The 23,226-nt window shown below is 58.2% G+C and carries 29 protein-coding genes and 1 other RNA gene; 17 read left to right on the forward strand and 13 right to left on the reverse strand.

The window, feature by feature from the left end; translation table 11 throughout:
- Positions 1 to 52: 52 nt before the first annotated feature.
- Positions 53 to 844, reverse strand: coding sequence for a histidinol-phosphatase (gene hisN, locus SJY13_RS08655; protein WP_377190149.1), 792 nt, complete (start codon positions 842 to 844; stop codon positions 53 to 55).
- A gap of 45 nt (positions 845 to 889) precedes the next feature.
- Positions 890 to 1,261: a helix-turn-helix domain-containing protein gene (locus SJY13_RS08660; protein WP_085821294.1), complete on the reverse strand. Its 372-nt coding sequence runs from the start codon at positions 1,259 to 1,261 to the stop codon at positions 890 to 892.
- A 334-nt stretch (positions 1,262 to 1,595) separates the two neighbouring features.
- On the opposite strand from SJY13_RS08660, the gene SJY13_RS08665 reads away from it, so the two are divergent.
- A complete protein-coding gene (locus tag SJY13_RS08665; protein WP_377190152.1) occupies positions 1,596 to 2,552 on the forward strand; it encodes an NADPH:quinone oxidoreductase family protein in 957 nt (318 codons plus the stop codon).
- 7 nt (positions 2,553 to 2,559) lie between these two features.
- Here SJY13_RS08665 and SJY13_RS08670 read toward each other — a convergent pair whose 3' ends face one another.
- On the reverse strand, positions 2,560 to 3,441 hold the full coding sequence (locus SJY13_RS08670; protein WP_377190154.1) for a LysR family transcriptional regulator: 882 nt from the start codon (positions 3,439 to 3,441) through the stop codon (positions 2,560 to 2,562).
- 126 nt (positions 3,442 to 3,567) lie between these two features.
- Between SJY13_RS08670 and SJY13_RS08675 the strand changes: the two genes are divergently transcribed.
- Together SJY13_RS08675 and SJY13_RS08680 are read left to right on the forward strand one after the other, a co-directional pair.
- Positions 3,568 to 3,777 (forward strand): DUF1127 domain-containing protein, encoded by a 210-nt coding sequence (locus SJY13_RS08675; RefSeq protein WP_377190156.1) that lies wholly within the window; start codon positions 3,568 to 3,570, stop codon positions 3,775 to 3,777.
- Positions 3,778 to 3,959: 182 nt separating this feature from the next.
- Complete coding sequence (locus SJY13_RS08680) at positions 3,960 to 4,739, forward strand: Bax inhibitor-1/YccA family protein (protein ID WP_085821297.1); 780 nt, start codon at positions 3,960 to 3,962, stop codon at positions 4,737 to 4,739.
- Between the two features lie 177 nt (positions 4,740 to 4,916).
- Here the strand turns inward: SJY13_RS08680 and SJY13_RS08685 are convergent, their stop codons facing one another.
- The 3 genes from SJY13_RS08685 to SJY13_RS08695 form a co-directional block, all read right to left on the reverse strand.
- A complete protein-coding gene (locus tag SJY13_RS08685) occupies positions 4,917 to 5,423 on the reverse strand; it encodes a hypothetical protein (protein ID WP_377190158.1) in 507 nt (168 codons plus the stop codon).
- A 175-nt stretch (positions 5,424 to 5,598) separates the two neighbouring features.
- On the reverse strand, positions 5,599 to 5,766 hold the full coding sequence (gene rpmG / locus SJY13_RS08690; protein WP_010441901.1) for a 50S ribosomal protein L33: 168 nt from the start codon (positions 5,764 to 5,766) through the stop codon (positions 5,599 to 5,601).
- A gap of 132 nt (positions 5,767 to 5,898) precedes the next feature.
- On the reverse strand, positions 5,899 to 6,594 hold the full coding sequence (locus tag SJY13_RS08695; RefSeq protein ID WP_377190161.1) for a DUF533 domain-containing protein: 696 nt from the start codon (positions 6,592 to 6,594) through the stop codon (positions 5,899 to 5,901).
- 311 nt (positions 6,595 to 6,905) lie between these two features.
- Here SJY13_RS08695 and SJY13_RS08700 point away from each other — a divergent pair, with 311 nt between their 5' ends.
- Entirely contained in the window at positions 6,906 to 7,238 is a 333-nt protein-coding gene (locus SJY13_RS08700) for a GYD domain-containing protein (protein ID WP_085821300.1), read from the forward strand.
- Between the two features lie 8 nt (positions 7,239 to 7,246).
- Here SJY13_RS08700 and rnpB read toward each other — a convergent pair.
- The 5 genes from rnpB to gatC all read right to left on the reverse strand — a co-directional run bounded on the left by rnpB (position 7,247) and on the right by gatC (position 10,944).
- An RNA gene (rnpB, locus tag SJY13_RS08705) (RNase P RNA component class A) lies at positions 7,247 to 7,644 on the reverse strand.
- Positions 7,645 to 7,756: 112 nt separating this feature from the next.
- On the reverse strand, positions 7,757 to 8,470 hold the full coding sequence (locus tag SJY13_RS08710) for an N-acetylmuramoyl-L-alanine amidase (protein ID WP_377190163.1): 714 nt from the start codon (positions 8,468 to 8,470) through the stop codon (positions 7,757 to 7,759).
- On the reverse strand, positions 8,421 to 9,125 hold the full coding sequence (locus SJY13_RS08715; RefSeq protein ID WP_377190165.1) for a hypothetical protein: 705 nt from the start codon (positions 9,123 to 9,125) through the stop codon (positions 8,421 to 8,423). The genes SJY13_RS08710 and SJY13_RS08715 overlap by 50 nt, the downstream gene beginning before the upstream one ends.
- Before the next feature lie 40 nt (positions 9,126 to 9,165).
- Positions 9,166 to 10,653 (reverse strand): Asp-tRNA(Asn)/Glu-tRNA(Gln) amidotransferase subunit GatA, encoded by a 1,488-nt coding sequence (gatA, locus tag SJY13_RS08720; protein WP_377190167.1) that lies wholly within the window; start codon positions 10,651 to 10,653, stop codon positions 9,166 to 9,168.
- 3 nt (positions 10,654 to 10,656) lie between these two features.
- A complete protein-coding gene (gene gatC, locus SJY13_RS08725) occupies positions 10,657 to 10,944 on the reverse strand; it encodes an Asp-tRNA(Asn)/Glu-tRNA(Gln) amidotransferase subunit GatC (RefSeq protein WP_039536649.1) in 288 nt (95 codons plus the stop codon).
- Positions 10,945 to 11,172: 228 nt separating this feature from the next.
- Here gatC and SJY13_RS08730 point away from each other — a divergent pair, with 228 nt between their 5' ends.
- Positions 11,173 to 11,328 carry a hypothetical protein gene (locus SJY13_RS08730; RefSeq protein WP_200818529.1) on the forward strand — a complete coding sequence of 52 codons (156 nt, stop codon included), beginning with the start codon at positions 11,173 to 11,175 and terminating at the stop codon, positions 11,326 to 11,328.
- Between the two features lie 147 nt (positions 11,329 to 11,475).
- Positions 11,476 to 12,039, forward strand: a complete 564-nt coding sequence (locus tag SJY13_RS08735) for a DUF4202 domain-containing protein (RefSeq protein WP_377190170.1) — start codon at positions 11,476 to 11,478, stop codon at positions 12,037 to 12,039.
- On the opposite strand, the gene SJY13_RS08740 is transcribed toward SJY13_RS08735, so the two are convergent.
- On the reverse strand, positions 12,030 to 12,686 hold the full coding sequence (locus SJY13_RS08740) for a ceramidase domain-containing protein (RefSeq protein WP_377190172.1): 657 nt from the start codon (positions 12,684 to 12,686) through the stop codon (positions 12,030 to 12,032). The genes SJY13_RS08735 and SJY13_RS08740 overlap by 10 nt on opposite strands.
- 60 nt (positions 12,687 to 12,746) lie before the next feature.
- Here SJY13_RS08740 and SJY13_RS08745 point away from each other — a divergent pair, with 60 nt between their 5' ends.
- Positions 12,747 to 13,439, forward strand: a complete 693-nt coding sequence (locus tag SJY13_RS08745) for a metal-dependent hydrolase (protein ID WP_377190174.1) — start codon at positions 12,747 to 12,749, stop codon at positions 13,437 to 13,439.
- Between the two features lie 2 nt (positions 13,440 to 13,441).
- Here SJY13_RS08745 and SJY13_RS08750 read toward each other — a convergent pair whose 3' ends face one another.
- Complete coding sequence (locus SJY13_RS08750) at positions 13,442 to 13,891, reverse strand: nucleoside deaminase (RefSeq protein ID WP_377190176.1); 450 nt, start codon at positions 13,889 to 13,891, stop codon at positions 13,442 to 13,444.
- Here SJY13_RS08750 and SJY13_RS08755 point away from each other — a divergent pair.
- The 10 genes from SJY13_RS08755 (at position 13,890) to SJY13_RS08800 (ending at position 23,183) form a co-directional block, all read left to right on the forward strand.
- Entirely contained in the window at positions 13,890 to 14,762 is an 873-nt protein-coding gene (locus SJY13_RS08755) for a pseudouridine synthase (RefSeq protein ID WP_377190178.1), read from the forward strand. The two genes, SJY13_RS08750 and SJY13_RS08755, sit on opposite strands and share 2 nt — an antisense overlap.
- Positions 14,763 to 14,937: 175 nt before the next feature.
- Positions 14,938 to 15,852: a 5-bromo-4-chloroindolyl phosphate hydrolysis family protein gene (locus SJY13_RS08760; RefSeq protein WP_377190180.1), complete on the forward strand. Its 915-nt coding sequence runs from the start codon at positions 14,938 to 14,940 to the stop codon at positions 15,850 to 15,852.
- A gap of 31 nt (positions 15,853 to 15,883) precedes the next feature.
- Positions 15,884 to 17,074 (forward strand): toxic anion resistance protein, encoded by a 1,191-nt coding sequence (locus SJY13_RS08765; RefSeq protein ID WP_377190182.1) that lies wholly within the window; start codon positions 15,884 to 15,886, stop codon positions 17,072 to 17,074.
- Positions 17,075 to 17,129: 55 nt separating this feature from the next.
- A complete protein-coding gene (locus SJY13_RS08770) occupies positions 17,130 to 18,044 on the forward strand; it encodes a DUF2927 domain-containing protein (RefSeq protein WP_377190184.1) in 915 nt (304 codons plus the stop codon).
- A 22-nt stretch (positions 18,045 to 18,066) separates the two neighbouring features.
- Positions 18,067 to 19,215 carry an SPFH domain-containing protein gene (locus SJY13_RS08775; RefSeq protein WP_377190186.1) on the forward strand — a complete coding sequence of 383 codons (1,149 nt, stop codon included), beginning with the start codon at positions 18,067 to 18,069 and terminating at the stop codon, positions 19,213 to 19,215.
- Positions 19,216 to 19,220: 5 nt separating this feature from the next.
- Positions 19,221 to 19,763: a hypothetical protein gene (locus tag SJY13_RS08780; RefSeq protein ID WP_377190188.1), complete on the forward strand. Its 543-nt coding sequence runs from the start codon at positions 19,221 to 19,223 to the stop codon at positions 19,761 to 19,763.
- On the forward strand, positions 19,760 to 20,848 hold the full coding sequence (locus SJY13_RS08785; protein WP_377190190.1) for a TFIIB-type zinc finger domain-containing protein: 1,089 nt from the start codon (positions 19,760 to 19,762) through the stop codon (positions 20,846 to 20,848). Before SJY13_RS08780 ends, SJY13_RS08785 begins: the two co-directional genes overlap by 4 nt.
- A 100-nt stretch (positions 20,849 to 20,948) precedes the next feature.
- Positions 20,949 to 21,617, forward strand: coding sequence for a nitroreductase (locus SJY13_RS08790; protein WP_377190192.1), 669 nt, complete (start codon positions 20,949 to 20,951; stop codon positions 21,615 to 21,617).
- A 25-nt stretch (positions 21,618 to 21,642) separates the two neighbouring features.
- A complete protein-coding gene (gene dtd / locus SJY13_RS08795) occupies positions 21,643 to 22,080 on the forward strand; it encodes a D-aminoacyl-tRNA deacylase (RefSeq protein ID WP_377190194.1) in 438 nt (145 codons plus the stop codon).
- Positions 22,080 to 23,183 (forward strand): glycerate kinase type-2 family protein, encoded by a 1,104-nt coding sequence (locus tag SJY13_RS08800; protein ID WP_377190196.1) that lies wholly within the window; start codon positions 22,080 to 22,082, stop codon positions 23,181 to 23,183. Before dtd ends, SJY13_RS08800 begins: the two co-directional genes overlap by 1 nt.
- The last annotated feature ends 43 nt before the right edge of the window (positions 23,184 to 23,226 follow it).

Raw genomic sequence — 23,226 nt, forward strand, 5'->3', positions numbered from 1 at the left:
AAGAACCAGCCGGGTGAAACCTACCCGACAGGCCGCTAAGCAGCAACAGATTTCAATAAGTGCGCAAGATTTCCAAGGCTGCGGCGTGAAGCTGCGGGTTGGCCGCAGCCAACGCACGGCCACCGTTATGTGCAGGCCCACCCTGCCAATTAGTAACAACGCCGCCCGCCGCCTTGATCACCGCAATTGGTGCCTGAATATCATAGGCCAAAAGGGTGGATTCGATCACCAGATCGATTTGTCCCGCAGCCAACAACGCATAAGCATAGCAATCCATGCCATACCGGGTCAGACGCACATTCTGCGCCACCGCCTCAAATCCGGCGCGATCCTCGGGCGTGCCAACTTCGGGAAATGTGGTGAACAGAATCGCCTGATCCAGGGTCTGCGTCGTCCGGGTTTTCAAACGGGATGTGCCGGTTGGCCCAGTCACTTGCGCCAGATCGGATGTCCCAACAAACCGCTCGCCGATATAGGGTTGATCGATCACCCCCAAAAACGGCGCGTCCTGGGCGTTCAACGCGATCAGAACACCCCAGGTCGGCGTGCCGCTAATGAAACCGCGCGTTCCATCTATTGGGTCCAGTACCCATGTGCGACCGCTGGCTCCACTGGACTGGCCAAATTCCTCGCCGAAAATTCCGTCATCGGGGCGGTGTTTGGCCAAGACTTCTCGCATGGCTTTCTCGGCATTTCGATCGGCCACAGTCACCGGATCAAAGCCGTCGGCCAGTTTGTTGTCGGTCTCAAGGTTAGACTGTCTGAAAAACGGAAGAATGACCGAACGCGCTGCGTCGGCCATTTTCTCAGCTACTTCCAGATCACTTAACGAGGTCTCTTGCATGCGCTACCCGTGCGGTTCGCGCGCTCCAGAGTCAAGCCCGGTCGATCACGCGACGTCGCTTAGCACCCGTGCAAGTTCAAACAGGCGGCGGCGCTGGTTTTCCGGAATCGCGTAGTAGGAGCGGACCAGATCCAGAGCTTCCTTATCCCCCATCAGATCAGCAGGAACCGACTTTTTGCCGGTAGGTTCTTTGGCGGCTTCTTCCAAACCTTCGAAGAAAAAGCTGACAGGAACATCCAACGCCTCGGCAATATCCCATAGGCGGGACGCGCTGATCCGGTTGGCACCCGTTTCATATTTTTGAATCTGCTGAAACTTAATACCAACTTGTTGCGCCAACTGCTGTTGGGTCATTCCAATCAGCCAGCGACGGTGCCGGACACGCTTTCCCACATGGACATCGACGTGATGGGTCATTGGTATTCTCCTATTCTACACACACAACTTACTCAGATGCGTGACACGCCCCAAACACAACGTTAGCGAGTTGACCTTAACCACCCCCTAATCCGGAACATGTCCCCCTAATCAGCACCGTGGATCAATATTGCGTCTTTTTCGCTTTTTTTCAAGAAGGTTAAATCAACGACACTGAATAAGATTTAAGGTTGTGCATTCTTTGCCCGACACACGTCGCCTTTTCAAAGTCATGGCAGATCAGAACGGACGCCGTATTTCGCGATCCGCAGGGTCAGAGATTGACAATTCGCGGCCAGCGCGAACCTATGCAAAAAACCACAGGAGTGCGATTATGCTGGCGTACCGAATTTCAATCTCTGGGGCAACGGCCCAGCTTTGTGACATTGACGTTCCGCGCCCTGCCAAGGGTCAGGTTCGGGTCGCAATCAAGGCTTGCGGATTGAACTTTGCTGATCTGCTGATGCAAAAGGGCACGTATCAGGATACGCCACCAGCCCCTTTCACACAGGGAATGGAGATCGCCGGTATCATTGATGAGGTCGGCCCCAATGTGACCCATTTGAATCCTGGCGACCGGGTTGCAATTTACTCGGGCCAGGGCGGATTGGCAGAATACGGTGTGTTTGACGCAGACCGGGCAATTCCCCTGCCCGATTCCATAGGTTTTGAGGAGGCCGCCGCAATCCAGATCGCCTATGGAACCAGTCATATTGCGCTGGACCATCGCGCCCGGTTGCAGCCCGGTGAAACCCTCTTGGTCACAGGTGCCGCGGGCGGCGTAGGACTGACGGCCGTTGAAATCGGGAAATTGATGGGTGCCACGGTGATTGCGCAAGCGCGCGGCGCGGACAAACTGGCTGTTGCGCAAGCTGCTGGCGCAGACCACCTGATTGATGCGTCAGAGGATCTGCGGATTCGCGTCAAAGACCTGGGTGGCGCGGACGTGGTCTATGACGCAATCGGTGGCGATGTGTTCAAAGCAGCGTTTCGCGCCACCAACCCAGAAGGCCGCCTGCTGCCGATCGGCTTTGCCGGTGGGGACGTTCCGCAGATTCCGGCCAACCACCTGCTGGTCAAAAACCTGACTGTAATCGGCTTTTACATCGGTGGTTACCTGACATTTCGGCCTCAGATCGTTCAGGATAGTTTTGAAACCCTGTTCCGCTGGCATAGCGAAGGACGGATCAAACCTCATATCAGCCACGTCCTGCCGCTGTCCGAAGCAGAAAAAGGCCTGCAATTGCTGCGGGACCGTACGGCAACTGGTAAGATTGTGATCACGCCCTGATCGCCGCTTAACCAACCACTGCTTTCAACGGGGCGCTGCCCAACATGCGGAAGTTCTGGCGCACCAGCGCGGCCAAAGCCTCGACCACTGGGCCACGCGCCAACTCCGCCCCGTAGAGATTGATCATATGCGCGGGCAGGTCGGGCAGAACGCCACCATCGTCGATCTGGGCCAGATGGGCGGCCTCTGTGCCGTCCAACATCGCGTGAACAGCAAGGTCGGCACTGACCGTCGCCTCGATCGTACGGTCGTTTTCGGTTTCAACGGACAGCTCCCAAGGGATACCAGCCTCATCCAGCGCAGCGATCACCTGTGGCCGGAACAAGCATCGACGTCCAAGCGCTAGAGGGATAGGACGTTTACGCCAAGCCGATCCGCCCGGTGCTCCGATCCAGCGCAACGGCAGCTCGGCAACAGTCTCGGCGCCCTCGGCCCAATTCGCCTCGGTGGTCAGGATCAGATCGCATTCACCCTTCTTGAACATATCCTTCAATTGCAGCGAATAGGATGACACCAACTGAACACGAACGCGCGGGAAATCCGCATTAAACCGCTGCAAGACACGTGGAATGGCCGGATAAACAATGTCATGCGGCACCCCTAAAACAACTTCACCCTCGAACGCCTGATCTGTGAGTTTCGAGATCACCTCGTCATTCAGCGCGATCATGCGCCTTGCATAGGCCAGCAATTGATCGCCCGATGCGGTCAGCGCAATGGTGCGGCCACTGCGGTCCAGCAACTCAAGCCCCAGCAGCTCTTCCAGTCGTTTCAACTGCATTGAGACCGCAGATTGCGTCAGGTGCAGGAACCCGGCCGCGCGTGTCACACCACCATGATCCGCCACCGCCACGAATGAACGCAGTGTCGTGATGTCCAAATTTCGCATCTTCACGATTCCTTATGTGTCACTTCATAAATATTCATTTTCAAAATGTGTCATATCGCGCCATATAAATCAAGGAAGTTGATGAGACGGGAAACATTCATCGCAAATCGTGAAAGGAAATTCGTTATGACCCAACTTGAAATCTATAGCCTCTGCAAACCACGCCGGCGTTTTTCCCTGACTTCAATCCGGGACCTTCTGTCGCTGCGACGCCAGCGTTGCCGTCTGGCCAAGCTGGATGACCGGGCCCTGGCCGACATCGGGATCACCCGTGAGCAAGCGGAAACTGAGGCCAGCCGCCCTATTTGGGATGCACCGCAGTTCTGGCAAAAGTGAGTTCCGAATGCACCATTTCTCTGCAAATGGCGGTCCGCCACGGCTGACCGCCATTTTTGTTGCGCGTTTTAACCAGTTTCGTGCGCTAAACTCTTAAATCACAGCCCGTAGTTGCCGATATTTACGGGGAACGTGGTCTGAATGCAGGCCGCGACTGAAATATTGTGAAGGGAGACCCTTTAATGGCACAATTCGACACGGTCCGGACGGCGGCCGGCGCCCGCGCTGCCCAGATTGACGAGGGCCTACGCGCCCACATGAACAAAGTCTACGGCACAATGTCCATTGGCATGCTGATCACGGCTCTGGCCGCGTGGGCAATTGCCGGGCTCGCCGTCACGACCGATCCGACCAACGCGGTCGCTCAGATCGGTGCGGACCGGTATCTGACAAGCTTGGGCGGCACACTGTTCCTGTCACCGTTGAAGTGGGTGATCATGTTTGCACCGTTGGCCTTCATTTTCTTTGGCTGGGGCGCCTTGATGCGTCGCGGGTCGGCGTCAGCTGTACAGTTGGGCTTCTTCATCTTTGCTGCCGTAATGGGCGTATCGATGAGCTCAATTTTCATGATCTTCACGCCCTACTCGATCGCACAGACCTTCATCGTGACCTCGATCGCCTTCGCAGGGCTAAGCCTTTACGGTTATACAACCAAGCGCAATCTCAGCGGCATGGGCACTTTCCTGATGATGGGTGTGATCGGTCTGCTGGTGGCAATGATCATCAACCTGTTCCTGCAGTCGGGCGTGATGATGATGGCCATCTCTGCCATTGGCATCCTGATCTTCGCTGGTCTGACCGCCTTTTATACGCAGGACATCAAAAACACCTATGTGGCGCACGCCTCGCATGGTGATCAGGAATGGCTGGACAAAGCTGCCTTTGACGGCGCGCTGAGCCTATACATCTCGTTCCTGAACATGTTCCAGTTCCTGCTGATGTTCATGGGTCAGCAAGAATAGCGCGGATCTAAATTCCAAGAGTTCAAAGGGCGGGTCCTCAGCGACCCGCCCTTTTATTTTGGCCGGCCGCAACCCTAGCTGTCCAGTTGTCGCAGCAGACGGATCGCAGCAGTCCCTGAAAAAGAAAAAGCCCCGGCAAAGCCGGGGCCTGAATTCCTTGGGGTGGTTTTTCCTGCCTTAGCTGCAGTTCAGCGCCACGGCAAAGCCTGAGCTGCGCTCGGACGATCCCTTGCGGAACACGTCGCCTGCAGGCAGGCAGCCGGTGAACTGCTCAGCATTGCGGCCAAAGCTTGCCCCGATGGCGTTGTCCACCTTGGTGCTGCTACTTGCGGTTTTCAGAACGCCGTACAATGTGCCGTTCACGTTGACCGTGCTTAGGTACAGGTTGGTGTCCGAGCCAGTCAGAGCGACCGCGCTGGTGTCGCTGCGACCGCCATTGTCTATAGCGACACGCGCGATCTTTTCTGCCTCGGTCTCATCTGTTGTCACGGGAATTGCCGGCAGAACTGCCAGTTCGGCGGGTACATTTGTTGCAGGCGGAAGGAAGGCCGCAGCGCCCGGAACGTCCGAGATTGTGCGGGGTTCACCATCGATCCCGGTAAACCCAACGCCTTCGCGGTTATACGGGTCTTCGCAGGCCGCAAGGGCCAGAACGGTCACTGTGGATAACAAGATTTTTTTCATGACGGCCAACATTTTGGAACGGTTTGTTGAAGCGTATGGCCAAGCCTTTGCAAAAAGCAACCCACCGCAAGGCCGAATGGCCCGGGCGCTGATGCTTCGTTGCAACGGCCCAAACCAAGAAAAAGGGGCCTGCCGTAGCAGACCCCTTTTTATTCTGTTCAAGCTGGACGGCAGATTACTTAATCTTGCCTTCCTTGTACTCGACATGCTTCCGAGCGACCGGATCGTATTTACGAATGGTCATTTTCTCGGTCATGGTCCGCGCGTTTTTCTTGGTCACGTAGAAGTGGCCCGTGCCCGCGGTCGAGTTCAGACGGATCTTGATTGTCGTCGGCTTCGCCATGGTTATCTCCTGCGTCCAAAAAGGCCGGGGCCTTTCGGTTGAATTCCTATGAGCGTGCGCTTTTACGCCCTGCACGGCCCATGTCAAGCGCAATCGCGCCTGCATTGGATACGAGAGGAAAAAGGCGCGAGCTTACGGGGTCGGGACCCCCATATAGGTGTGAATTTGATCGCGTTCCGCGCTTGAAAGGCCCAGCGCCGTAGCAAGCTGATTCAGATAAGAGGCCTCTTGCTGGTTGTCCACGCGAATCGCCGCCAGGGAGGTTGCATAGATTTGCGTCTTCAGCGGCCCGACGGAATCAGCGGCCAACCCCATGACGTCAATCGGAGCCTCTAGTTGCTCCAGCACAAAGGCGCGTTCTTCTTCGCTGACATCGTCGCCCAGCGTGCCCAGAATTGTCTTTTTCTCCTGCTCATCCAGTTCACCATCCGATTTGGCGGCCTGAATCATGGCGCGCAGCATCAGCTTGGCTTGCTCTTCCATGACCGCACCACCGGGTGTGCCCTTGAAGACGGTCTCCATCATGTCGACAGTTTGCTTGTTGCCGGCCTGCGCCGCCTGCATGGCGTTCATCAGCCCGCCCAGGCCAGCGGCACCTGCCGGATTGCCCATGCCCATCTGTCCAAACATTTTCTGCATACCGTCAGCTGCGCCTGGCATTCCGAACTGTTCGGCCATCTTGCCCAACTGGTCCATTCCGAAACCGCCTCCGGCTCCCTGCATCATGTCCTGCAGCCCGGCCATACCGCCCATTTGCTTGTATTTTTCCATACCTTTGGCAGCCGCAAATCCGACCGCGACAGAAGCCAGTGCTTTCATGAAACTCATGATTATCCTCCCAGTTGTTGCCTAAACGTGCAGCCTAGCAGGTTTTACGGCCCTGTGTTCAAAACAGGGGCTAGTGCGGCACAGCGCCACTTCTGGCTTGGTGTGATTGCGCGCTGGCCAATACTTCGAAGCGACGGCGCAAGGGCGGGTTCCGACCGATGTGGCACGTCCTGAAATTGCGCCAATCACGCGTTCGTGATAGTCATGTCCAAACTTCTTGAGCCATGCGCCCCTCAACGAGCGTGGCGATCGAGGCGCCAGAAACGGGCAAGAACCTCTGTCGGCAGAGTTTGTAACCAAGGAGAAGATATATGCCCATTTTCATTACCTATGCTTCCTATTCTCAATCTGGCGTTCAGGGCATGTTGAAAAAACCTGCAAACCGCACCGGACCGGTCAAAGCGTTGATGGAAAAAGTTGGTGGCAAGTTGCTGGCTTTTTACATGACAACCGGATCGAATGATGTGGTTGTGATCAGTGAAGTTCCTGATGGGACAGATGCAGTTGCAGTTGGTATGGCTGTTGCTGCCTCGGGTGCAGTTGAAAAGATTGAAACTGTGCGCGCCTGGACCGCAGATGATTTTGTGGCAATCACCCAGAAAGCCGCTGGATTGACTGGGGATTATACACCCCCAGGGGGTTGAACGGGAATACGCGCGGAGGGCCTGTAAGCCGGATCTTGTTCCAGGGTTGCCCCCTTCGATGACCATTCCTCTAGGCCGTACATTGCTGCACGGCTCAAGCTGCCAACCCGGTCCCTCTCGGCCAGGACATGCCTAGCGGTGGTATCGGCTGACGCCGACCGACCCGCGCGGGGACCCTATTTGGCATTGCTCCCGGTGGGGCTTGCCGTGCCGCCACTGTTGCCAGCGGCGCGGTGGGCTCTTACCCCACCGTTTCACCCTTACCTCAGACCGAAATCCGGGGCGGTCTGATTTCTGTGGCGCTTTCCGTCGGGTTTCCCCGCCCGGGCGTTACCCGGCACCGTTGTCTTGTGGAGTCCGGACTTTCCTCTCGGGTTTACACCCCAGCGGCCATCCGGCCCTCCGCGCAGAGTGTAGGTATGCTGAGTGCCCACTGCCGTCAAGAGCGGAGAAGGGTAGAAGGGGCCAGCCCCTTTCTACCCCGGGATATTTCCTGCCAGATGAAGGGCGAATCCAGATCAGCGAAATTTGGATGTCAGGGGTACGAAATCTGCCGGAGCAAGGGGGCCATTGGCCCAGGGCCGATATCTGAGACGCACCGCGGCGAGCAGGGTTTCGTCGTCCACATCCGGTGGGAAACCCGCGTTTTCAACCAATGTGCGGAACGTTCGCATGGACGCGCATTGCGGATCGTTGTTCCGGCCGCGTTGGCCAGCCAGGTTCAAATACTCCAGCCGTTGCCAGGGGAACCGGGGGCCCGGATCGATCTTGCGACCTGGGGCCATGTCTGAATGGCCGATAACCCTGTCTGGTGAAATCGACCAACGCGCCATGGTTTGGGTCAGAAGGCGGTCCAGTACAGTCAACTGAGGCTCGGGGAACGGGTGTGTACCGGTGTTGTCTAGTTCGATCCCGATTGAGCGGGAGTTGATGTCTGTTTGGCCGTGCCAGCTGCCGGCACCCGCGTGCCAGGCGCGGTCTTTTTCGTCGACCATCTGCCAGAGCGTGCCATCTGCACCGATCAAGTAGTGGGCCGAGACTTCATACGCAGGGTCGCACAAACGATGCAGTGCGGCCTGAGCACCGTTCATGGCAGTGTAATGCAGAACGATCAAAGATGGCATTAGCCCGTCCCGGCGTGGACCAAAATTGGGGGACGGGTGCCAGATGGGCGATACGGGATTAGTTGTTAACGGCACTGCGGAACGGGCTGGGATCCCAGCTGCAAGCATAGCCATCGCCATCCGGGTCCAAGCCTTTGCGGTCGCGCTGCGGCCCGCCGCTGGACAGGAATTCGATCTGGGCCTGATCGGCTGAGGCGTAGCGGGCACAATTGCGCTGTGCCTTGGCCTGCAGGTTGAACCCTGCGCGGCTGTAAAGCTGAGTGCCGACCGGGTTGGAAGTGCTTAACGCATACTGCACAATATTAGGTTGGCCATCGGTTCCGCGTTGCGGGACGGCGGTTGGTGCGACCACCTCATAGGTTTGGCGGTTTTGTTCGATCAGCGCCGCGTCGGATTCGATACTCCGGCGGTCAGAGACAGCTGCAAAATCCTGTTCGTCGGAAATTGCCGTGTTGTTGCCCGCCTGCGCAGGGGCGCTTTGCCCTGAAGTGCTGGCTAAAGCTGCCGCTGTCGCAGAGGCAAGATCGGCGTCATCGCCCGTTGGCACGGCAGACGCTGCGCCAGGTGCACCAGGTGCGCCAAGCTGCTGTTCGGATACCTCAGCCGGGCTGAGCAGTGTGCCTCCCGAATACCCCTGCCCAGCCAACTGCGCCTCACGCTGGGCCTGATAGGACGGCGTATTGAACTCAGTCCCAGAAACGGGGGCCACCGTGTTGCACGCGGCCACAAACCCAATTGCGGGGATCAGAAGCGTAAAGCGCATTCAGCTGCTCCGTCTTTCGTTGTCTTGCCTGACCTGAGGCTTACCACCATTTCCCGGGCTTTGCCACAAACCCGGCGGCGCTTTCCAGCGCATAGGCTGTGTTCAGCAGATCACCTTCGTCCCATGGGCGGCCGATCAGCTGCAGGCCAAGGGGCAGACCCTGTTTGTCCAGACCCGCAGGTATGGAAATACCTGGCAGACCAGCAAGGTTCACCGTGACGGTGAAAACGTCGTTCAGATACATCTGAACCGGGTCCGCCTCGGTCATTTCACCCAAGCCGAATGAGGCCGAAGGTGTTGCCGGGGTCAGGATCGCGTCGACACCCGCCGCGAAGACGTCTTCGAAGTCTTTCTTGATCAGTGTGCGAACCTTGCGGGCGCGATTGTAGTAAGCGTCGTAGAACCCCGCTGACAGCACATAGGTGCCGATCATGACGCGGCGCTGGACCTCATGCCCAAAGCCTTCGGCGCGGGTTTTCTCGTACATCTCGGTGATGCCGTCACCTTGTGCCATCTGCGCGCGGCGGCCATAGCGGACACCATCGTACCGGGCAAGGTTCGAAGACGCCTCGGCCGGTGCAATCACGTAATAGGCTGGCAGCGCGTATTTGGTATGCGGCAGTGAGATATCGACTATCTCGGCGCCTGCGTCTTTCAGCATTGCGGCCCCGTCAGCCCAGAGCTTTTCGATCTCATCTGGCATGCCATCCATGTGGTATTCTTTCGGAATACCGATTTTCTTGCCTTTGATGTCGCCTGTCAGCATCGCCTCAAAATTCGGCACAGCCAGTTCGGCGCTGGTCGAATCCTTGGCGTCGTGACCACACATGGTTTCCAGCATGATCGCCGCGTCGCGCACGTTCTTGGTCATCGGCCCGGCCTGATCCAGCGAGGAGGCAAAGGCCACGATGCCCCAGCGCGAGCAGCGGCCATAGGTGGGCTTGATGCCGGTTATGCCAACAAACGCCGCAGGTTGACGGATCGAGCCACCGGTATCGGTGCCGGTCGCGGCCAAACACAGATCAGCAGCCACGGCAGACGCCGACCCACCAGATGAGCCACCCGGTGTCAGCTGCGCGTCATCATTGCCACGCCGCCAAGGGCTGACCGCATTGCCGTAAGTCGAGGTCTCGTTTGACGAGCCCATGGCAAACTCGTCCATGTTCAGCTTGCCCAACATCACGGCGCCTGCGTCGGCCAATTGCTGCGATACGGTGGATTCGTATTCCGGCTTGAACCCGTCCAGAATCTTCGAACCCGCCTGTGACGGCACGCCTTTGGTGCAGAAAAGGTCCTTGATACCAATCGGCAGGCCGCACATCGAAGGCGCATCGCCCGCCTTGATCCGCGCATCCGCAGCCTTGGCACGTTCCAGCGCGATCTCGGGGGTTTTGTGGACAAAGGCGTTCAACGCGTCGGCGGCGTCAATGGCCGTGAGGCAGGATTCGGTCAACTCGACCGAAGTTACATCACCTTTGCGCAGCGCATCGCGGGCCTCGGCCAGGCCCAGTTTGTTCAGATCGCTCATGTCTTACTCCACCACTTTGGGGACTGCGAAAAAGCCTTCGCGCGCGTCGGGGGCGTTGGCCAGAACCTTGTCCTGCTGATTGCCGTCGGTGACCACATCTTCGCGGCGTTTCAGGCGCATCGGTTCGACCGAGACCATCGGCTCGACACCATCAACATCCACTTCGTTGAGTTGCTCGATGAACCCAAGGATTGTGTTGAACTCGGACGCCAGCGCGGGCAGCGCGTCATCCTCGACCTTGATCCGGGCCAGTTTGGCCACCTTGGCGGCAGTGCTTTGGTCAATCGACATCGGAAAACCTCATATGCGTTAGGGGGCATTTACCCGTCTGATGCTCCGGTCGCAAGACCGCCAGAGGAGGGATGTCGCCCTGTCATGCTCTGTTTGCCCAATCTGCCATTCAATTTTGCATATGCCCTATGCACAATAGTAAACCGATTAGTTCATTTCTCGCCTTGAAAAACTAAACCGTACTGTTCATTTCATTTCGTACGACACAACGCAAACCGGAGAACGAAAATGAAAACCCTCATTACTGCCCTTGTTCTGTCTGCGACCACCCTGACGGCCCCCGCATATGCATTTGTTCAGGTCGGCAGCCTGCCCCCGACGCTGACCTTCCCCAAACCTGCTCCTGATACGGTGACGCAGGATCAGACTAAGGTGGACAAATAAGTCTTCTACTGTCCCGGGCCAGGGCCCCCTGACCTGGCTCGGGAATTTTTCAATTGAGTGCTGCACTTGCCCTGACATACCGCTACGATGGTGATGAAAAACCCGCCCGGGCTGCACCGCAGATCGGGCCAGCCAACGGAGCGTAAGATGAGTGCGCGAAAGCAATCGGTTCTGGACTCTATCGATGCGGCCAATATCCAAGACCCAAACCTCGAAGACGGCCAGCCAGCCGCCCTGTTGTACGGCCAGCGCATGAGCGCCGAGCTGAACCGACTTGTCCCTGACGCATCAGAACCGCTGCAGATTGCAGCACGTGGCCAGCATGTGGAACGCTGGAAACTTGCCCGCACCGAATATCCAGAAGGCCGCGCCGGATATCTGGCCTGGCGCAAGGCGCAGGGGGTCCACCATGCCGAGATTGTCATGACTCTGATGGAACAGGGCGGCTATGGCGCCGACGAAGCCGAAGCCGCGGGTCGAATGCTGCGCAAACAAGGCATAAAACGCGATGCCGAAGTCCAATCGCTGGAGGACGTCATTTGTTTCGTGTTCCTCAAATGGTATTTTGCGCCCTTCGCCGCCAAACACTCGGCAGCGAAAATCCAAAGCATTGTTGAGAAAACCGCGCGCAAGATGTCAGCCGATGGTCGCGCGCGCGTGCTGACAGAGTTTGACCTGCCCCATGACCTTGCCGCCGCGTTTCAGGCCTGACGGGTACGGATCAGATGCCTTCGATACACCTCGATCATCCAACCCAGCATGATGGCGTTCAGGATGTGCCACAGAAAATGGATGCCCAACGGGATTTGCCCACACAAGGGTTCATCCAGGGCGCGGAAGGTAATTGAGGCGACAAGAATCGCCGCACCAATCGCCAGACCTCTGGCCGTCTCTGGTACCCTGCCCCGCAGCAAGGCCGCATAGATCAGAATCAACAAGGGCACGGGCGCATAGGCCGCAGATCCGCCCAACCCTGGGATAAGCTGAAACACCGGCACAGTGACCACCGCATAGGGCACGAACAAAACCGTGCCTCCAAAGGCATAAAGCGGCCGCATATGCCAGACATCCCGGTTGATCGCAAAGATATAGACGAGAATGAACAGCATTATGGGCGTCGTGTCCGCAATGGCCGCCCAAACCTGTGCATGGGTGTGGAACAGATAGCTACCGACACCGATTCCGGCGAGAATGACAACCAAAGCCACCGCAACGGGCATCCCCTGCCCCCGCACCCGTCGCCACATGATCCAGGCGGCGACCAGAAAGGCGGCGTTTGTCACCGCATTTATTGGTTCGGCCCAATAGGTGGGCGACAAACGTTCGCAATAGCCGTCAATTTCCTGCAACCAGTCCATGAACTTTTACATAACCGATGCTAGATTGAAGCCAACAGTTTGTTTTGGGAGGACGAATTCATGAACATCATCTGGTTAGGTCACGGCAGCTTTCGTATTGAAACCCAAGGGCAGGTCCTGCTGATCGATCCCTGGCTGACTGGCAATCCCGTTCTGGGCGAAGATCAGCACGACGCAGCGCTGGGCGGGGCAACGCACATCCTTTTGACGCATACGCATTTCGACCATGTGGCTGATGTCGTCTCATTGGCTAAGCATCTCAACGTGCCAGTGGTCGGCCAATACGATCTGATGGGCTATTGGGCCGAGGCCGAAAGCCTGGAGACCATCGGCTTCAACAAGGGTGGTACGGTGAACCTGAATGGTATCAAAGTCTCGATGGTGCCAGCCTCACACAGTTCAACTTTTTCCACACCAGATGGCCTGCGCACTGGTGGCAGTGAGGTTGGCTTCATGATCGCCTCCGAGGGCCACATGGTATATGTGTCCGGCGATACGGATATCATGGCCGATATGGATTGGATGGGGGATTTCTACAAACCCGATATCGGCATCCTGTCGGTGGGCGGTCATTTTACCATGGATATGAAAGGCGCCGCTTACGCGGCCAGGCGGTATTTCAACTTCAAGACGGTGATTCCCTGCCATTACAAGACCTTCCCCATTCTGGAACAGTCCGCTCAGGTGTTGGCGGATGGCTTGCCCGGTGTCGACGTGATTGAGCCCGAGTTGATGCAGGCGATCACCCTTTAGGCTCAGCGCCGCGCGGCGAAGAACTCTTTCAACATCGCGGCAGCCTCTCGCCCCCCGATGCCATCGTAGACCTCAGGCACGTGATGCGCCTGACTGTGGGTGAAAACCCGCGCGCCATGGGCCACACCACCAGATTTGGGATCAGCCGCCCCGTAATAGATGCGCCGAATGCGCGCTGCTGCCAACGCTGCTGCACACATCGCACAAGGTTCAAGTGTCACATAAAGGTCGTGATCCGACAGCCTCTCGGATCCGGCGGCGGCGCAGGCTGCGCGCAGGGCCAGAATCTCGGCATGGGCGGTGGGATCGTTCAGTTCGCGCGTCCGGTTGCCCGCCTGTGCCACCACGTGACCGTCAGGCGCGACGATGACGGCCCCCACGGGAACCTCGCCGCGATCCGCGGCAGCGCGGGCTTCTACCAGTGCCTTGTCCATATGCGATTTAAACACCATGACCCTGACTGCATCAGAAACCCGCCTTTCGCAAGCGGACGGGATGCGCTATGGCCTGCGGATGAACAAAACCCCTCCTCCCGGCGACCGGATCGCCAAAGTGCTGGCCCGCGCGGGCGTCGCCTCGCGCCGCGAAGCCGAACGCATGATCGAAGCCGGTCGTGTGACCGTGAATGGCAAGGCCATCGACAGCCCGGCGCTCAACGTCACCGCCAAGGACAAGATCGCCGTAGATGGCAAACCTGTATCCGAACCGGAACCCTCGCGCCTGTGGTTGTATCACAAGCCCTCGGGCCTGGTGACGACAACCCGCGACGAAAAAGGGCGCGCGACGATCTTTGACAAACTGCCCGAGGACATGCCCCGCGTCATGAGCGTTGGCCGGCTGGACTTGAATTCCGAAGGTCTGCTGCTTTTGACCAATGACGGCGGCATCAAACGCAAGCTGGAACTACCTTCGACTGGCTGGCTGCGCAAATACCGTGTCCGGCTGAACGGCCGCCCCAAAGACGAAGATTTCGCCCCTCTGCGCAAGGGTTTGGTGATCGACGGCGAGCGGTTCTTGCCGATGGATGTGTCACTGGATCGTCAGCAAGGGGCGAATGCCTGGCTGACCATCGGTCTGCGCGAGGGCAAGAACCGCGAGATTCGCCGCGCGATCGAGGATATCGGGTTCACCGTGAACCGCCTTTTGCGTGTCTCTTACGGCCCGTTCCAACTGGGCAATCTGAAACCCGGCGAGGTCGAAGAAATCCGCCGCCGCGTGATGCGCGACCAATTGGGGCTGGAAGCAGAAGCAGACGCGCCGGTCAAACGCCCCGCGCGCCCACAGCGAAAACGACCCGTTGTTGGCAAGAAACCTCGCAAGTGACGCAGGTTATGCAACCTTTCCCCTAGCGCCCGGCCCCCTCATCCCCTAAATTTTCCGTGAGGAACGTCATTGAGGGGCACCATGTCCGGAACCGGAGTACAGAAACTGGCCTATGCGGCGCTGCTGGTGTTGCTGTTTGGTGTATGCACCGGCGTGTTGGGGGGCTTGTAGGCGCATGGCCAAACGCTATGGCGGGAAATTCAGCCCTGACGGCAGCTCTGACCCATCCGAGCCACCCCGGCGCGGTCAGTTTGACGGCGCACGGGTGGAACCTGCCGGAGCGCGGGTGAACTTGTTGTTTCTGCCTGCCGTTCCGCTGGTGTTTCTGTCGCTGAATGACGGTGCTGTCGGGATGACACTGGGTTTGGTTGCGGCGGGCTTACTGACAGGGGCTGCGTTCCTGTTGCGCGAAGGTCTGCGTGCCGAGGCCGCCTATAAATCGCGGCGTACTGCGCGGCGACCGGCTTTCCCCCGCAAGATATTCTCCAGCGTTCTCACCGGTCTGGGCGCGGCTCTTGCCTCGTACCGGACCGAGTTCCTGGATGCGACAACTGCGGCCGAGGCCAGCCTGATTGCGCCCATCCTGTTCGGTGTCGTGGCAACCGCTTTGCATTCGGTGTCCTTTGGGCTTGACCCTATGAAAGACAAGGGGATGGAGGGGGTCGACACCTTTCAGCAAGATCGTGTTGCCCGCGTGGTCGAGGACGCCGAAACCCACCTGACCCAGATGACCGATGCCATCAAACGGGCCGGTGATCGCCGGATCGAGGCCCGCGTCGAACAGTTTCAGGACACCGCCCGCGATTTGTTTCGCACGGTCGAGGAAGATCCCCGCGATCTGGCCGGGGCACGGAAATATCTGACCGTGTACCTGCAGGGCGCACGCGACGCGACAGTCAAGTTTGCCGATGTCTATGCCCGCACACGCGATGCACAGGCCATGAAAGACTACTCATCCCTGTTGGATGATCTGGAACAGAATTTCGCAGCCCGTACCCGCAAGATGCTCTTGGACGATCGCAGCGATCTAACAGTTGAAATTGACGTGTTGCGTGAGCGTCTGCAACGCGAAGGCGTCCGGTTGGACTGACCGGCCAAAATGTTGAGGAAGGATTATCCCCATGTCCGATGAGATCAAGAACAAGGCGGTCGAAGCCGAAACGCTGGTTCAGGAAGTGACCGCCGTGGCGCTGCCCGATCCAACGGCCGAGGTTATCACACTGGAAGAGGCCGACGAGCCTGTCAGCGCGGAAATCCGCAAGCGCATGTCCGAGATCGACATGAGCAATACCAATTCCATCGTCTCGTTCGGGTCGTCCGCACAGGCCGAGCTGCAGGAAATCAGCCAGGCCATGCTGGCGGATGTACGCAACAAGGATGTTGGCCCTGCCGGGGACAGCCTGCGCAATATCGTGACCACCATCCGGGGCTTTTCTGTATCTGAGCTGGACGTTCGCCGCGAGCGCAGCTGGTGGGAACGCCTGCTGGGGAAGGCTGCGCCTTTCGCCAAATTCACCGCGCAATACGAAGAGATACAGAACCAGATCGATCGGATCACGGACGACCTGCTGGGCCACGAACACACGTTGTTGAAAGACATCAAGTCATTGGACCTGCTCTATGAAAAGACGCTGGGGTTCTATGACGAACTGGCGCTGTACATTGCGGCAGGTGAGGAAAAGCTGACCGAATTGGACAGCCAGGACATTCCCGAAAAAGAAGCCGAAGTTCAGGCTGCACCCGAAGATCAACAAGTGATGAAGGCGCAGGAATTGCGCGATCTGCGCGCGGCCCGTGACGATCTGGAACGCCGTGTCCATGACCTGAAGCTGACGCGGCAGGTGACCATGCAGTCACTGCCCTCGATCCGGCTGGTACAGGAAAACGACAAGTCACTGGTGACCAAGATCAACTCGACCCTGGTCAACACCGTGCCGCTTTGGGAAACGCAGCTGGCGCAGTCCGTCACTATTCAACGCAGCGCCGAAGCAGCTGCTGCGGTGCGCGACGCCAACGATCTGACGAATGAGCTGCTGACCACAAACGCGGCCAACCTGCGTCAGTCGAACAAGATGATCCGCGAGGAAATGGAACGTGGCGTGTTCGACATCGAGGCCGTCAAGCAAGCCAATGCGGACCTGATCGGCACAATCAACGAAAGCTTGGCAATTGCTGACGAAGGCAAAGCCAAACGCGCCGCCGCCGAACAAGAGCTACAGAAGATGGAGGTCGAGCTGCGCGACACGCTGGCCTCAGCAAAGGCGCGCAAGGACGGGATCGGCGACAACGCCGGAACTGCGGTTCCGGGCTAACGGCGGGCGGACCGTGCGGTTGCGGGGATATCTGAGGCCTGTACTAGGGGTTTTGTTGCTGTTGGCTCTGGCCAATTGCGATGAGACTTTGACATCCTCGGTTGCTCCGGAACCGCGACCTGCGGTGCCCGCCCCTGCGCCCAACGCTTATGTCCCGCCTTCGGCGGCCAGTCAGGATCTGGCGCGGTTTTACCAGCGGATCGAACGCGACCTGCTGACGCGCGGTTTGCTGCGAACGGATGGTGGCGGACCTGATACGCCCTATGACGCCAGTGATCTGGAGCGCAATTTCGAAACCATTGCCTTTTACAGCGAGTATCCGGATCACGCGGTAACAACGACGGCCTACACAACAGAAGGGCAGCTTAGCCGCTGGTCTGGCCCCGTTCGCGTTCAGGTCGAATTCGGCCCCACGGTGTCTCCCGAGACACGTAAAAAGGATGCAGCCGAGGTCGAGGCGTTCACCGCGCGGTTGGCTAAACTTACGGATCATCCGATCTCGGTTGTCAATCGCAAGGCCAATTTCCACGTGTTTTTCGCCGGCAAGGATGACAGCGCCTATGTGGTGTCACGGCTGAAACAGCTTGTCCCCGGCATCAGTCAGCCGTCGCTTGATCTGATAGCCAATCCGCGGTCCAATATAGACTGCTTTGTGTTTGCGTCGCCAACCAAGGCAGCCCCTTATCGGTTTGTGCGGGCGGTGACCCTGATCCGGGCCGAACTGCCTGATCTGACACGCCGCAGCTGCATTCACGAAGAGATCGCGCAAGGTTTGGGGCTGTCCAATGACAGCCCCAAGGCGCGCCCATCGATCTTCAACGACGATGATGAATTTGCGCTGTTGACCAGCCATGACGAAAAACTGCTGACAATGTTATACGATCCGCGCCTTCAACCCGGCGTGACAGTGCAAGACGCCCGCCCTGTGGTGCGCATCATTGCACGCGAATTGATGGGCCAGCCGCTCTGAGCCCAAAAAGAGGAGACCCCTAATGGGCATTTTCGATTTTCTGACCGGCGAATTTATCGACGTCATTCACTGGGTGGATGACACCCGCGACACCATGGTCTGGCGATTCGAACGTGAAGGCCACGAGATCAAATACGGTGCCAAGCTGACCGTGCGCGAAGGGCAGGCAGCGGTCTTTGTCCATGAAGGGCAGCTAGCGGATGTGTTCACGCCGGGTCTCTATATGCTTGAGACCAACAACATGCCGATCATGACCACCCTGCAGCATTGGGATCACGGCTTTCAATCCCCGTTCAAATCCGAGGTCTATTTCGTCAATACGACCCGGTTCAATGATTTGAAATGGGGCACCAAGAATCCGATCATGCTGCGTGATCCCGAGTTCGGACCAACCCGCATACGCGCCTTTGGGTCTTACACAACGCGGGTCAAGGACCCGGCGAAATTCATGATCGAAATCGTCGGCACCGATGGTGAGTTCACGATGGATGAGATCAGCTTTCAGGTCCGCAACATTATCGTGCAGGAATTCAGTCGCGTGATCGCCGGGTCGGGCATCCCGGTTCTGGATATGGCGGCAAACACTGCCGATCTGGGCAAGCTGATTGCGGCCGAGGTTTCCCCGGTGCTTGAAGGTTATGGCCTTGAGATGCCGGAATTCTACATCGAAAACATCTCTCTACCACCGGCGGTTGAGGCTGCGCTGGACAAGCGGACCTCGATGGGTTTGGCAGGTGATCTGGGCAAGTTCACTCAGTATTCAGCGGCCGAAGCGATGACCGCAGCCGCCAACAATCCCGGACAGAGCGGCGGCATGGGCGCTGGCCTTGGCATGGGTATGGGCATGGCGATGGCCAACCAGATGGCGAATATGGCAGCGGGCCAGCCGAGCGGTCCGTGGGGCGGACCTGCCCCCGCTGCCCAGCAACCGGCAACGCATGCGGCCCCGCCGCCGCCCCCGCCGGTTGAGCATGTCTGGCACACCGCAGTGGATGGGCAGACCAACGGGCCGTTTTCCAAGGCCAAGATGGGCCGCATGGCGACAGACGGCGAGATCACCCGGGACACCCATGTCTGGACCGCTGGTCAGGACGGTTGGAAAAAGGCTGGGGATGTTCAGGAACTGGCGCAGTTGTTTACAATCTTGCCGCCACCTCCGCCGGGGAGCTGAGTTTTTTGCCGGGCAACGATCAGACGGCGCCATATTCCAGGCGCGACATACGGCGCGCAGTAAACCTGTCCGCCTTGCTGGGATGGACAGTGTTTACTGGATTTGCGATTGTTTCATACGGCGTTGGAACTGATTATTGGGCCTCTACGCTGAGCCTAGTTTTTTGGTACGGCTTGTTCGGCATCCCGACGGCCTTGCTGATCTGCTGGATACTTGTTGCGCCATTTCTGAAAATCATGATGCGTAACCGCGTGAGTTTTTTTCGCGCCGCGCGGTGGGGCACTGGGATCGGTGTTTTTCTCGTGACCCTCACCATTGCGATTGGGCGTTACCGGGGCTGGCGCCAATCTCTCAACCCCAACTTTAGTTCTCGCATCGGTGGTGACGGAGCCATTCGTTCCGTCGACGGGATACTTACCCCTTACGGTTGGTGGGTGCTGGCGCAGAACTCCATTTTCTTCATCTTTTTGTGCATATTGGCTGCTCTTGTAATTCGCATGATCATCGGGTCCGGCTCCTTCGCTGGATCAACCGAGGCACAGAAATGACACAAGAACATCGTTTCCCCTGCGATCAGTGTGGTGCAGATTATCGCTTCAACCCCGGAGACGGCACTCTGACCTGTGACCATTGCGGGCATTCTGAGGTCATCGGGGCCGGACCCTGGGGTGGAGCCAGCCTGAAAGAGCTGGATTTCGACGCCGCCCTCGCCGATAGGCTTCCCGACAGTGACATCGAAGAAACCCGGGTTCTGACCTGCCCGAATTGCGCCGCTCAAGTCGAGTTTGATCCCGACACGCATGCAGCAGAATGCCCGTTCTGTGCCACACCGGTGGTGACTGACACAGGGGTCAGTCGGCACATCAAACCGCGCGGTGTGCTGCCTTTTGCACTGGATGAACGCGCGGCCCACGCAGCGATGAGCGATTGGCTGGGCGGATTGTGGTTCGCTCCCAACGGATTGAAGGAGTACGCCCGCAAAGGACGCAAGATGCAGGGCATTTACGTGCCCTACTGGACTTTTGACGCGGACACGAAATCCAGTTATCGCGGCGAGCGCGGCGTGGTTTACTATGAAACCCGTACCGCTATGCGGGACGGAAAACGGGTTCAGCAACGTGTGGCCAAGGTCCGGTGGTCGCCAAAATCTGGTCGCGTTGCACGGTTTTTTGACGATGTGCTTGTGCTTGCATCGCAATCGCTGCCCAAAAACTATACCGACGCTCTGGAACCCTGGGATTTACCCGCGCTTGAGCCTTACCAGCCCGAGTACCTGGCCGGTTTTCGGGCCGAGGCTTATACGGTTGCATTGAAGGACGGCTATACCGAGGCGCGCGGTCACATGGCCCGCGTGATCGAACGCGATGTCCGCTTTGACATCGGCGGCGACCGGCAACGCATACATGCAATAGACACGGATGTGCGCAATGTAACCTTCAAGCATATTTTGCTGCCGGTGTGGATGGCCGCCTATAAATACCGCGGTGAAACCTATCGTTTTGTGGTCAACGGGCGAACCGGGCGCGTTCAGGGCGCGCGCCCTTGGTCCGCCATCAAGATCACCATCGCCGTCGTATTGGGCCTGCTGGTGGCGGCAGGTGTCGGATATCTGGTGGCGACAGGCCAGCAATAAACTCTGGGATCCGGCCCCCGCCAACATTGCGTTTTAAGCGCTTGATCATCCACCTGTCTGACGCCATCCTGCGCCTCGTCAACGCGGAGTGGAGGCCAGTGTGACGCTATCCGATCTTAACAGATTGCTGACCGGGCGGCATTCCTGCCGGGCATTTCGCCCGGACCCGGTGCCGCAAGATCAAATCGAACAGATTCTGACCAGCGCCTCCCGCGTCCCTAGTTGGTGCAACGCCCAACCCTGGCATGTGGTCGTCACCAGTGGCGTAGAAACAGACCGGTTTCGCGCAGCGATGCAGACAGAGGCCGCAACTGGTGCCCCCGCACCGGACCTGCCCTTTCCGACCTCGTATTCCGGTCCCTATCAGGAACGCCGCCGTGAATGCGGCTGGTCTCTGTACGAAGCCGTCGGCGTAGAACGCGGTGACCGTGCGGGCTCGGCTCGGCAAATGATGGAGAATTTCAGCCTGTTTGGCGCACCGCATTGCGCCATCCTGTCCAGCCCCGCTGAGCTTGGCCCCTATGGTGCGATGGATTGCGGCGGGTTCATTACTGCCTTTTCACTGGCGGCTCAGGCATTGGGGGTGGCAACAATCCCGCAGGCCGCCCTTGCCACTTACAGCCCCTTCCTGCGCCGGTACTTTGAGATTCCGGACGACCGGATCGTTTTATGCGCGATTTCATTTGGATATGCAGATAAAGACCACCCAGCCAATAGCTTTCGAACCGACCGCGCCGATCTGAGTCAGATCGTCAACTGGGTCGGGTGAGCATCGCAGCAAACGGAGACCGATTTTGCGCGCAGTTTTACAACGGGTTTCACATGCCAAAGTATCCGTCGAGGGTCAGGTGATCGGACAATCAGGTCCGGGGCTGATGATTCTGGTCTGTGCGATGCAGGGCGATGAGGAACACAAGGCCGATCAACTTGCTGCCAAAGTGTCAAAGCTGCGCATCTTCAAGGATGAGGCCGGCAAGATGAATTGCTCGGTCGTCGATACCCAAGGCTCGGCGTTGGTGATCAGTCAGTTTACTTTGGCTGCCGACACGACGCGCGGTAACCGGCCCGGTTTTTCCGAGGCCGCCCCACCCGAGGTTGGTAAACACCTTTATGAAGTCTTTGCCCAGCGGCTTCGAGATCATGGCGTACCAACCGAGACCGGGCAATTCGGGGCGGATATGGCGGTGGAACTGGTCAATGATGGGCCAGTCACGATTTGGATGGAAAGCTGATGGACAGAAAAGATCAGGCAATTCGCATCTGGAAAGCCGGTGTTGACGCGGTTGGCGGTCACTCGGCGACCAGCAAAGTGTTGCACGCTATTCCTGAACCGGATCAAATTCTGGCAGTCGGCAAGCCTGCGGCGGCAATGGCCCGCGCGGTGCTAGAGCATTTCGGACCGATCCCAACACTGGTTGTGACCAAAGATGACCACGGGCGCGATCTGCCCGAGCATGTGACGGTGATCGAAGCCTCTCACCCAGTGCCAGATGATCGCAGCCTGTTGGGCGGTCAGGCCCTGTGCAAAGCGGTTGAGGCGATGCCCTCCGGGTCGCATTTGCTGCTGCTGGTTTCAGGTGGTGCCTCTTCGCTGGCCGAAAACCTGGTGCCGGGAAAAACTCTGGACGATCTGGAGCAACTAAACAAAACTCTGCTGGCCCAGGGGCTGGACATCACTGCGATGAACACCGAGCGTCGCAAGCTTTCGCGGATCAAGGGCGGTGGGCTGCTGTCTCATTTTCAAGGTGACAGGGCGACGGTTTTGGCAATCTCGGACGTGCCCGGCGATGACCTGAACGTTGTTGGTTCGGGGATAGGTGCCGTGCCGGATACTTATGATTTTCACGCCAGCACGCAGATCGTGGCGTCCAATGCCCACGCACGTACGGCTGCTGTTCAAAAGGCAAAGGACGAAGGCATCGCCGTGCTGGCCAATGAAGAATGCCTGCATGACGATTTCCTGAAAGTTGCCGCGTCGCTGGGCGAGCGTCTTCGCAACATGCCCAAAGGGGCCATGATTTTCGGAGGTGAGCCAACAGTTGTTTTGCCGGACAACCCAGGTCGAGGCGGGCGCAATCAGGCGCTGGCACTTGCCCTGGCGCAGGAAATTGCCGGGTGCACAGGGATCACGCTGGTTGTTGGCGGAACCGATGGAACGGACGGCCCGACGCAGGCAGCTGGCGCCATCGTAGATGGGTCAACCTGGGGAGATGGAGCCGTAAGCGCTCTGCGCGCGGCAGACAGCGGCAGCTTTCTGGACCGTCAGGGCGCGTTGCTGGTCACTGGCCCGACGGGGACAAACGTGATGGACCTGCTTGTCGCAATCCGCCAGTGAATTGACGGTTTTGTTAAGTCCTGAAATGTCGAAGGCGCTGAAA

The organism is Ruegeria meonggei, from assembly GCF_042768335.1.
In the GTDB taxonomy this organism is placed as follows: Bacteria; Pseudomonadota; Alphaproteobacteria; order Rhodobacterales; family Rhodobacteraceae; genus Ruegeria; species Ruegeria meonggei.

Coding starts and splice junctions, on each gene's coding strand:
- SJY13_RS08730 (WP_200818529.1), top strand. CDS start 11,173: ATGAAAACCCTCATTACTGCCCTTGTTCTGTCTGCGACCACCCTGACG.
- SJY13_RS08685 (WP_377190158.1), bottom strand. CDS start 5,423: ATGAAAAAAATCTTGTTATCCACAGTGACCGTTCTGGCCCTTGCGGCC.
- SJY13_RS08735 (WP_377190170.1), top strand. CDS start 11,476: ATGAGTGCGCGAAAGCAATCGGTTCTGGACTCTATCGATGCGGCCAAT.
- SJY13_RS08675 (WP_377190156.1), top strand. CDS start 3,568: ATGACCCAACTTGAAATCTATAGCCTCTGCAAACCACGCCGGCGTTTT.
- SJY13_RS08695 (WP_377190161.1), bottom strand. CDS start 6,594: ATGAGTTTCATGAAAGCACTGGCTTCTGTCGCGGTCGGATTTGCGGCT.
- SJY13_RS08740 (WP_377190172.1), bottom strand. CDS start 12,686: ATGGACTGGTTGCAGGAAATTGACGGCTATTGCGAACGTTTGTCGCCC.
- SJY13_RS08665 (WP_377190152.1), top strand. CDS start 1,596: ATGCTGGCGTACCGAATTTCAATCTCTGGGGCAACGGCCCAGCTTTGT.
- rpmG (WP_010441901.1), bottom strand. CDS start 5,766: ATGGCGAAGCCGACGACAATCAAGATCCGTCTGAACTCGACCGCGGGC.
- SJY13_RS08710 (WP_377190163.1), bottom strand. CDS start 8,470: ATGCTTGCAGCTGGGATCCCAGCCCGTTCCGCAGTGCCGTTAACAACT.
- SJY13_RS08765 (WP_377190182.1), top strand. CDS start 15,884: ATGTCCGATGAGATCAAGAACAAGGCGGTCGAAGCCGAAACGCTGGTT.
- gatA (WP_377190167.1), bottom strand. CDS start 10,653: ATGAGCGATCTGAACAAACTGGGCCTGGCCGAGGCCCGCGATGCGCTG.
- SJY13_RS08660 (WP_085821294.1), bottom strand. CDS start 1,261: ATGACCCATCACGTCGATGTCCATGTGGGAAAGCGTGTCCGGCACCGT.
- hisN (WP_377190149.1), bottom strand. CDS start 844: ATGCAAGAGACCTCGTTAAGTGATCTGGAAGTAGCTGAGAAAATGGCC.
- SJY13_RS08680 (WP_085821297.1), top strand. CDS start 3,960: ATGGCACAATTCGACACGGTCCGGACGGCGGCCGGCGCCCGCGCTGCC.
- SJY13_RS08750 (WP_377190176.1), bottom strand. CDS start 13,891: ATGGTGTTTAAATCGCATATGGACAAGGCACTGGTAGAAGCCCGCGCT.
- SJY13_RS08775 (WP_377190186.1), top strand. CDS start 18,067: ATGGGCATTTTCGATTTTCTGACCGGCGAATTTATCGACGTCATTCAC.
- SJY13_RS08800 (WP_377190196.1), top strand. CDS start 22,080: ATGGACAGAAAAGATCAGGCAATTCGCATCTGGAAAGCCGGTGTTGAC.
- SJY13_RS08715 (WP_377190165.1), bottom strand. CDS start 9,125: ATGCGCTTTACGCTTCTGATCCCCGCAATTGGGTTTGTGGCCGCGTGC.
- SJY13_RS08760 (WP_377190180.1), top strand. CDS start 14,938: ATGGCCAAACGCTATGGCGGGAAATTCAGCCCTGACGGCAGCTCTGAC.
- SJY13_RS08785 (WP_377190190.1), top strand. CDS start 19,760: ATGACACAAGAACATCGTTTCCCCTGCGATCAGTGTGGTGCAGATTAT.
- SJY13_RS08745 (WP_377190174.1), top strand. CDS start 12,747: ATGAACATCATCTGGTTAGGTCACGGCAGCTTTCGTATTGAAACCCAA.
- gatC (WP_039536649.1), bottom strand. CDS start 10,944: ATGTCGATTGACCAAAGCACTGCCGCCAAGGTGGCCAAACTGGCCCGG.
- SJY13_RS08755 (WP_377190178.1), top strand. CDS start 13,890: ATGACCCTGACTGCATCAGAAACCCGCCTTTCGCAAGCGGACGGGATG.
- SJY13_RS08700 (WP_085821300.1), top strand. CDS start 6,906: ATGCCCATTTTCATTACCTATGCTTCCTATTCTCAATCTGGCGTTCAG.
- SJY13_RS08670 (WP_377190154.1), bottom strand. CDS start 3,441: ATGCGAAATTTGGACATCACGACACTGCGTTCATTCGTGGCGGTGGCG.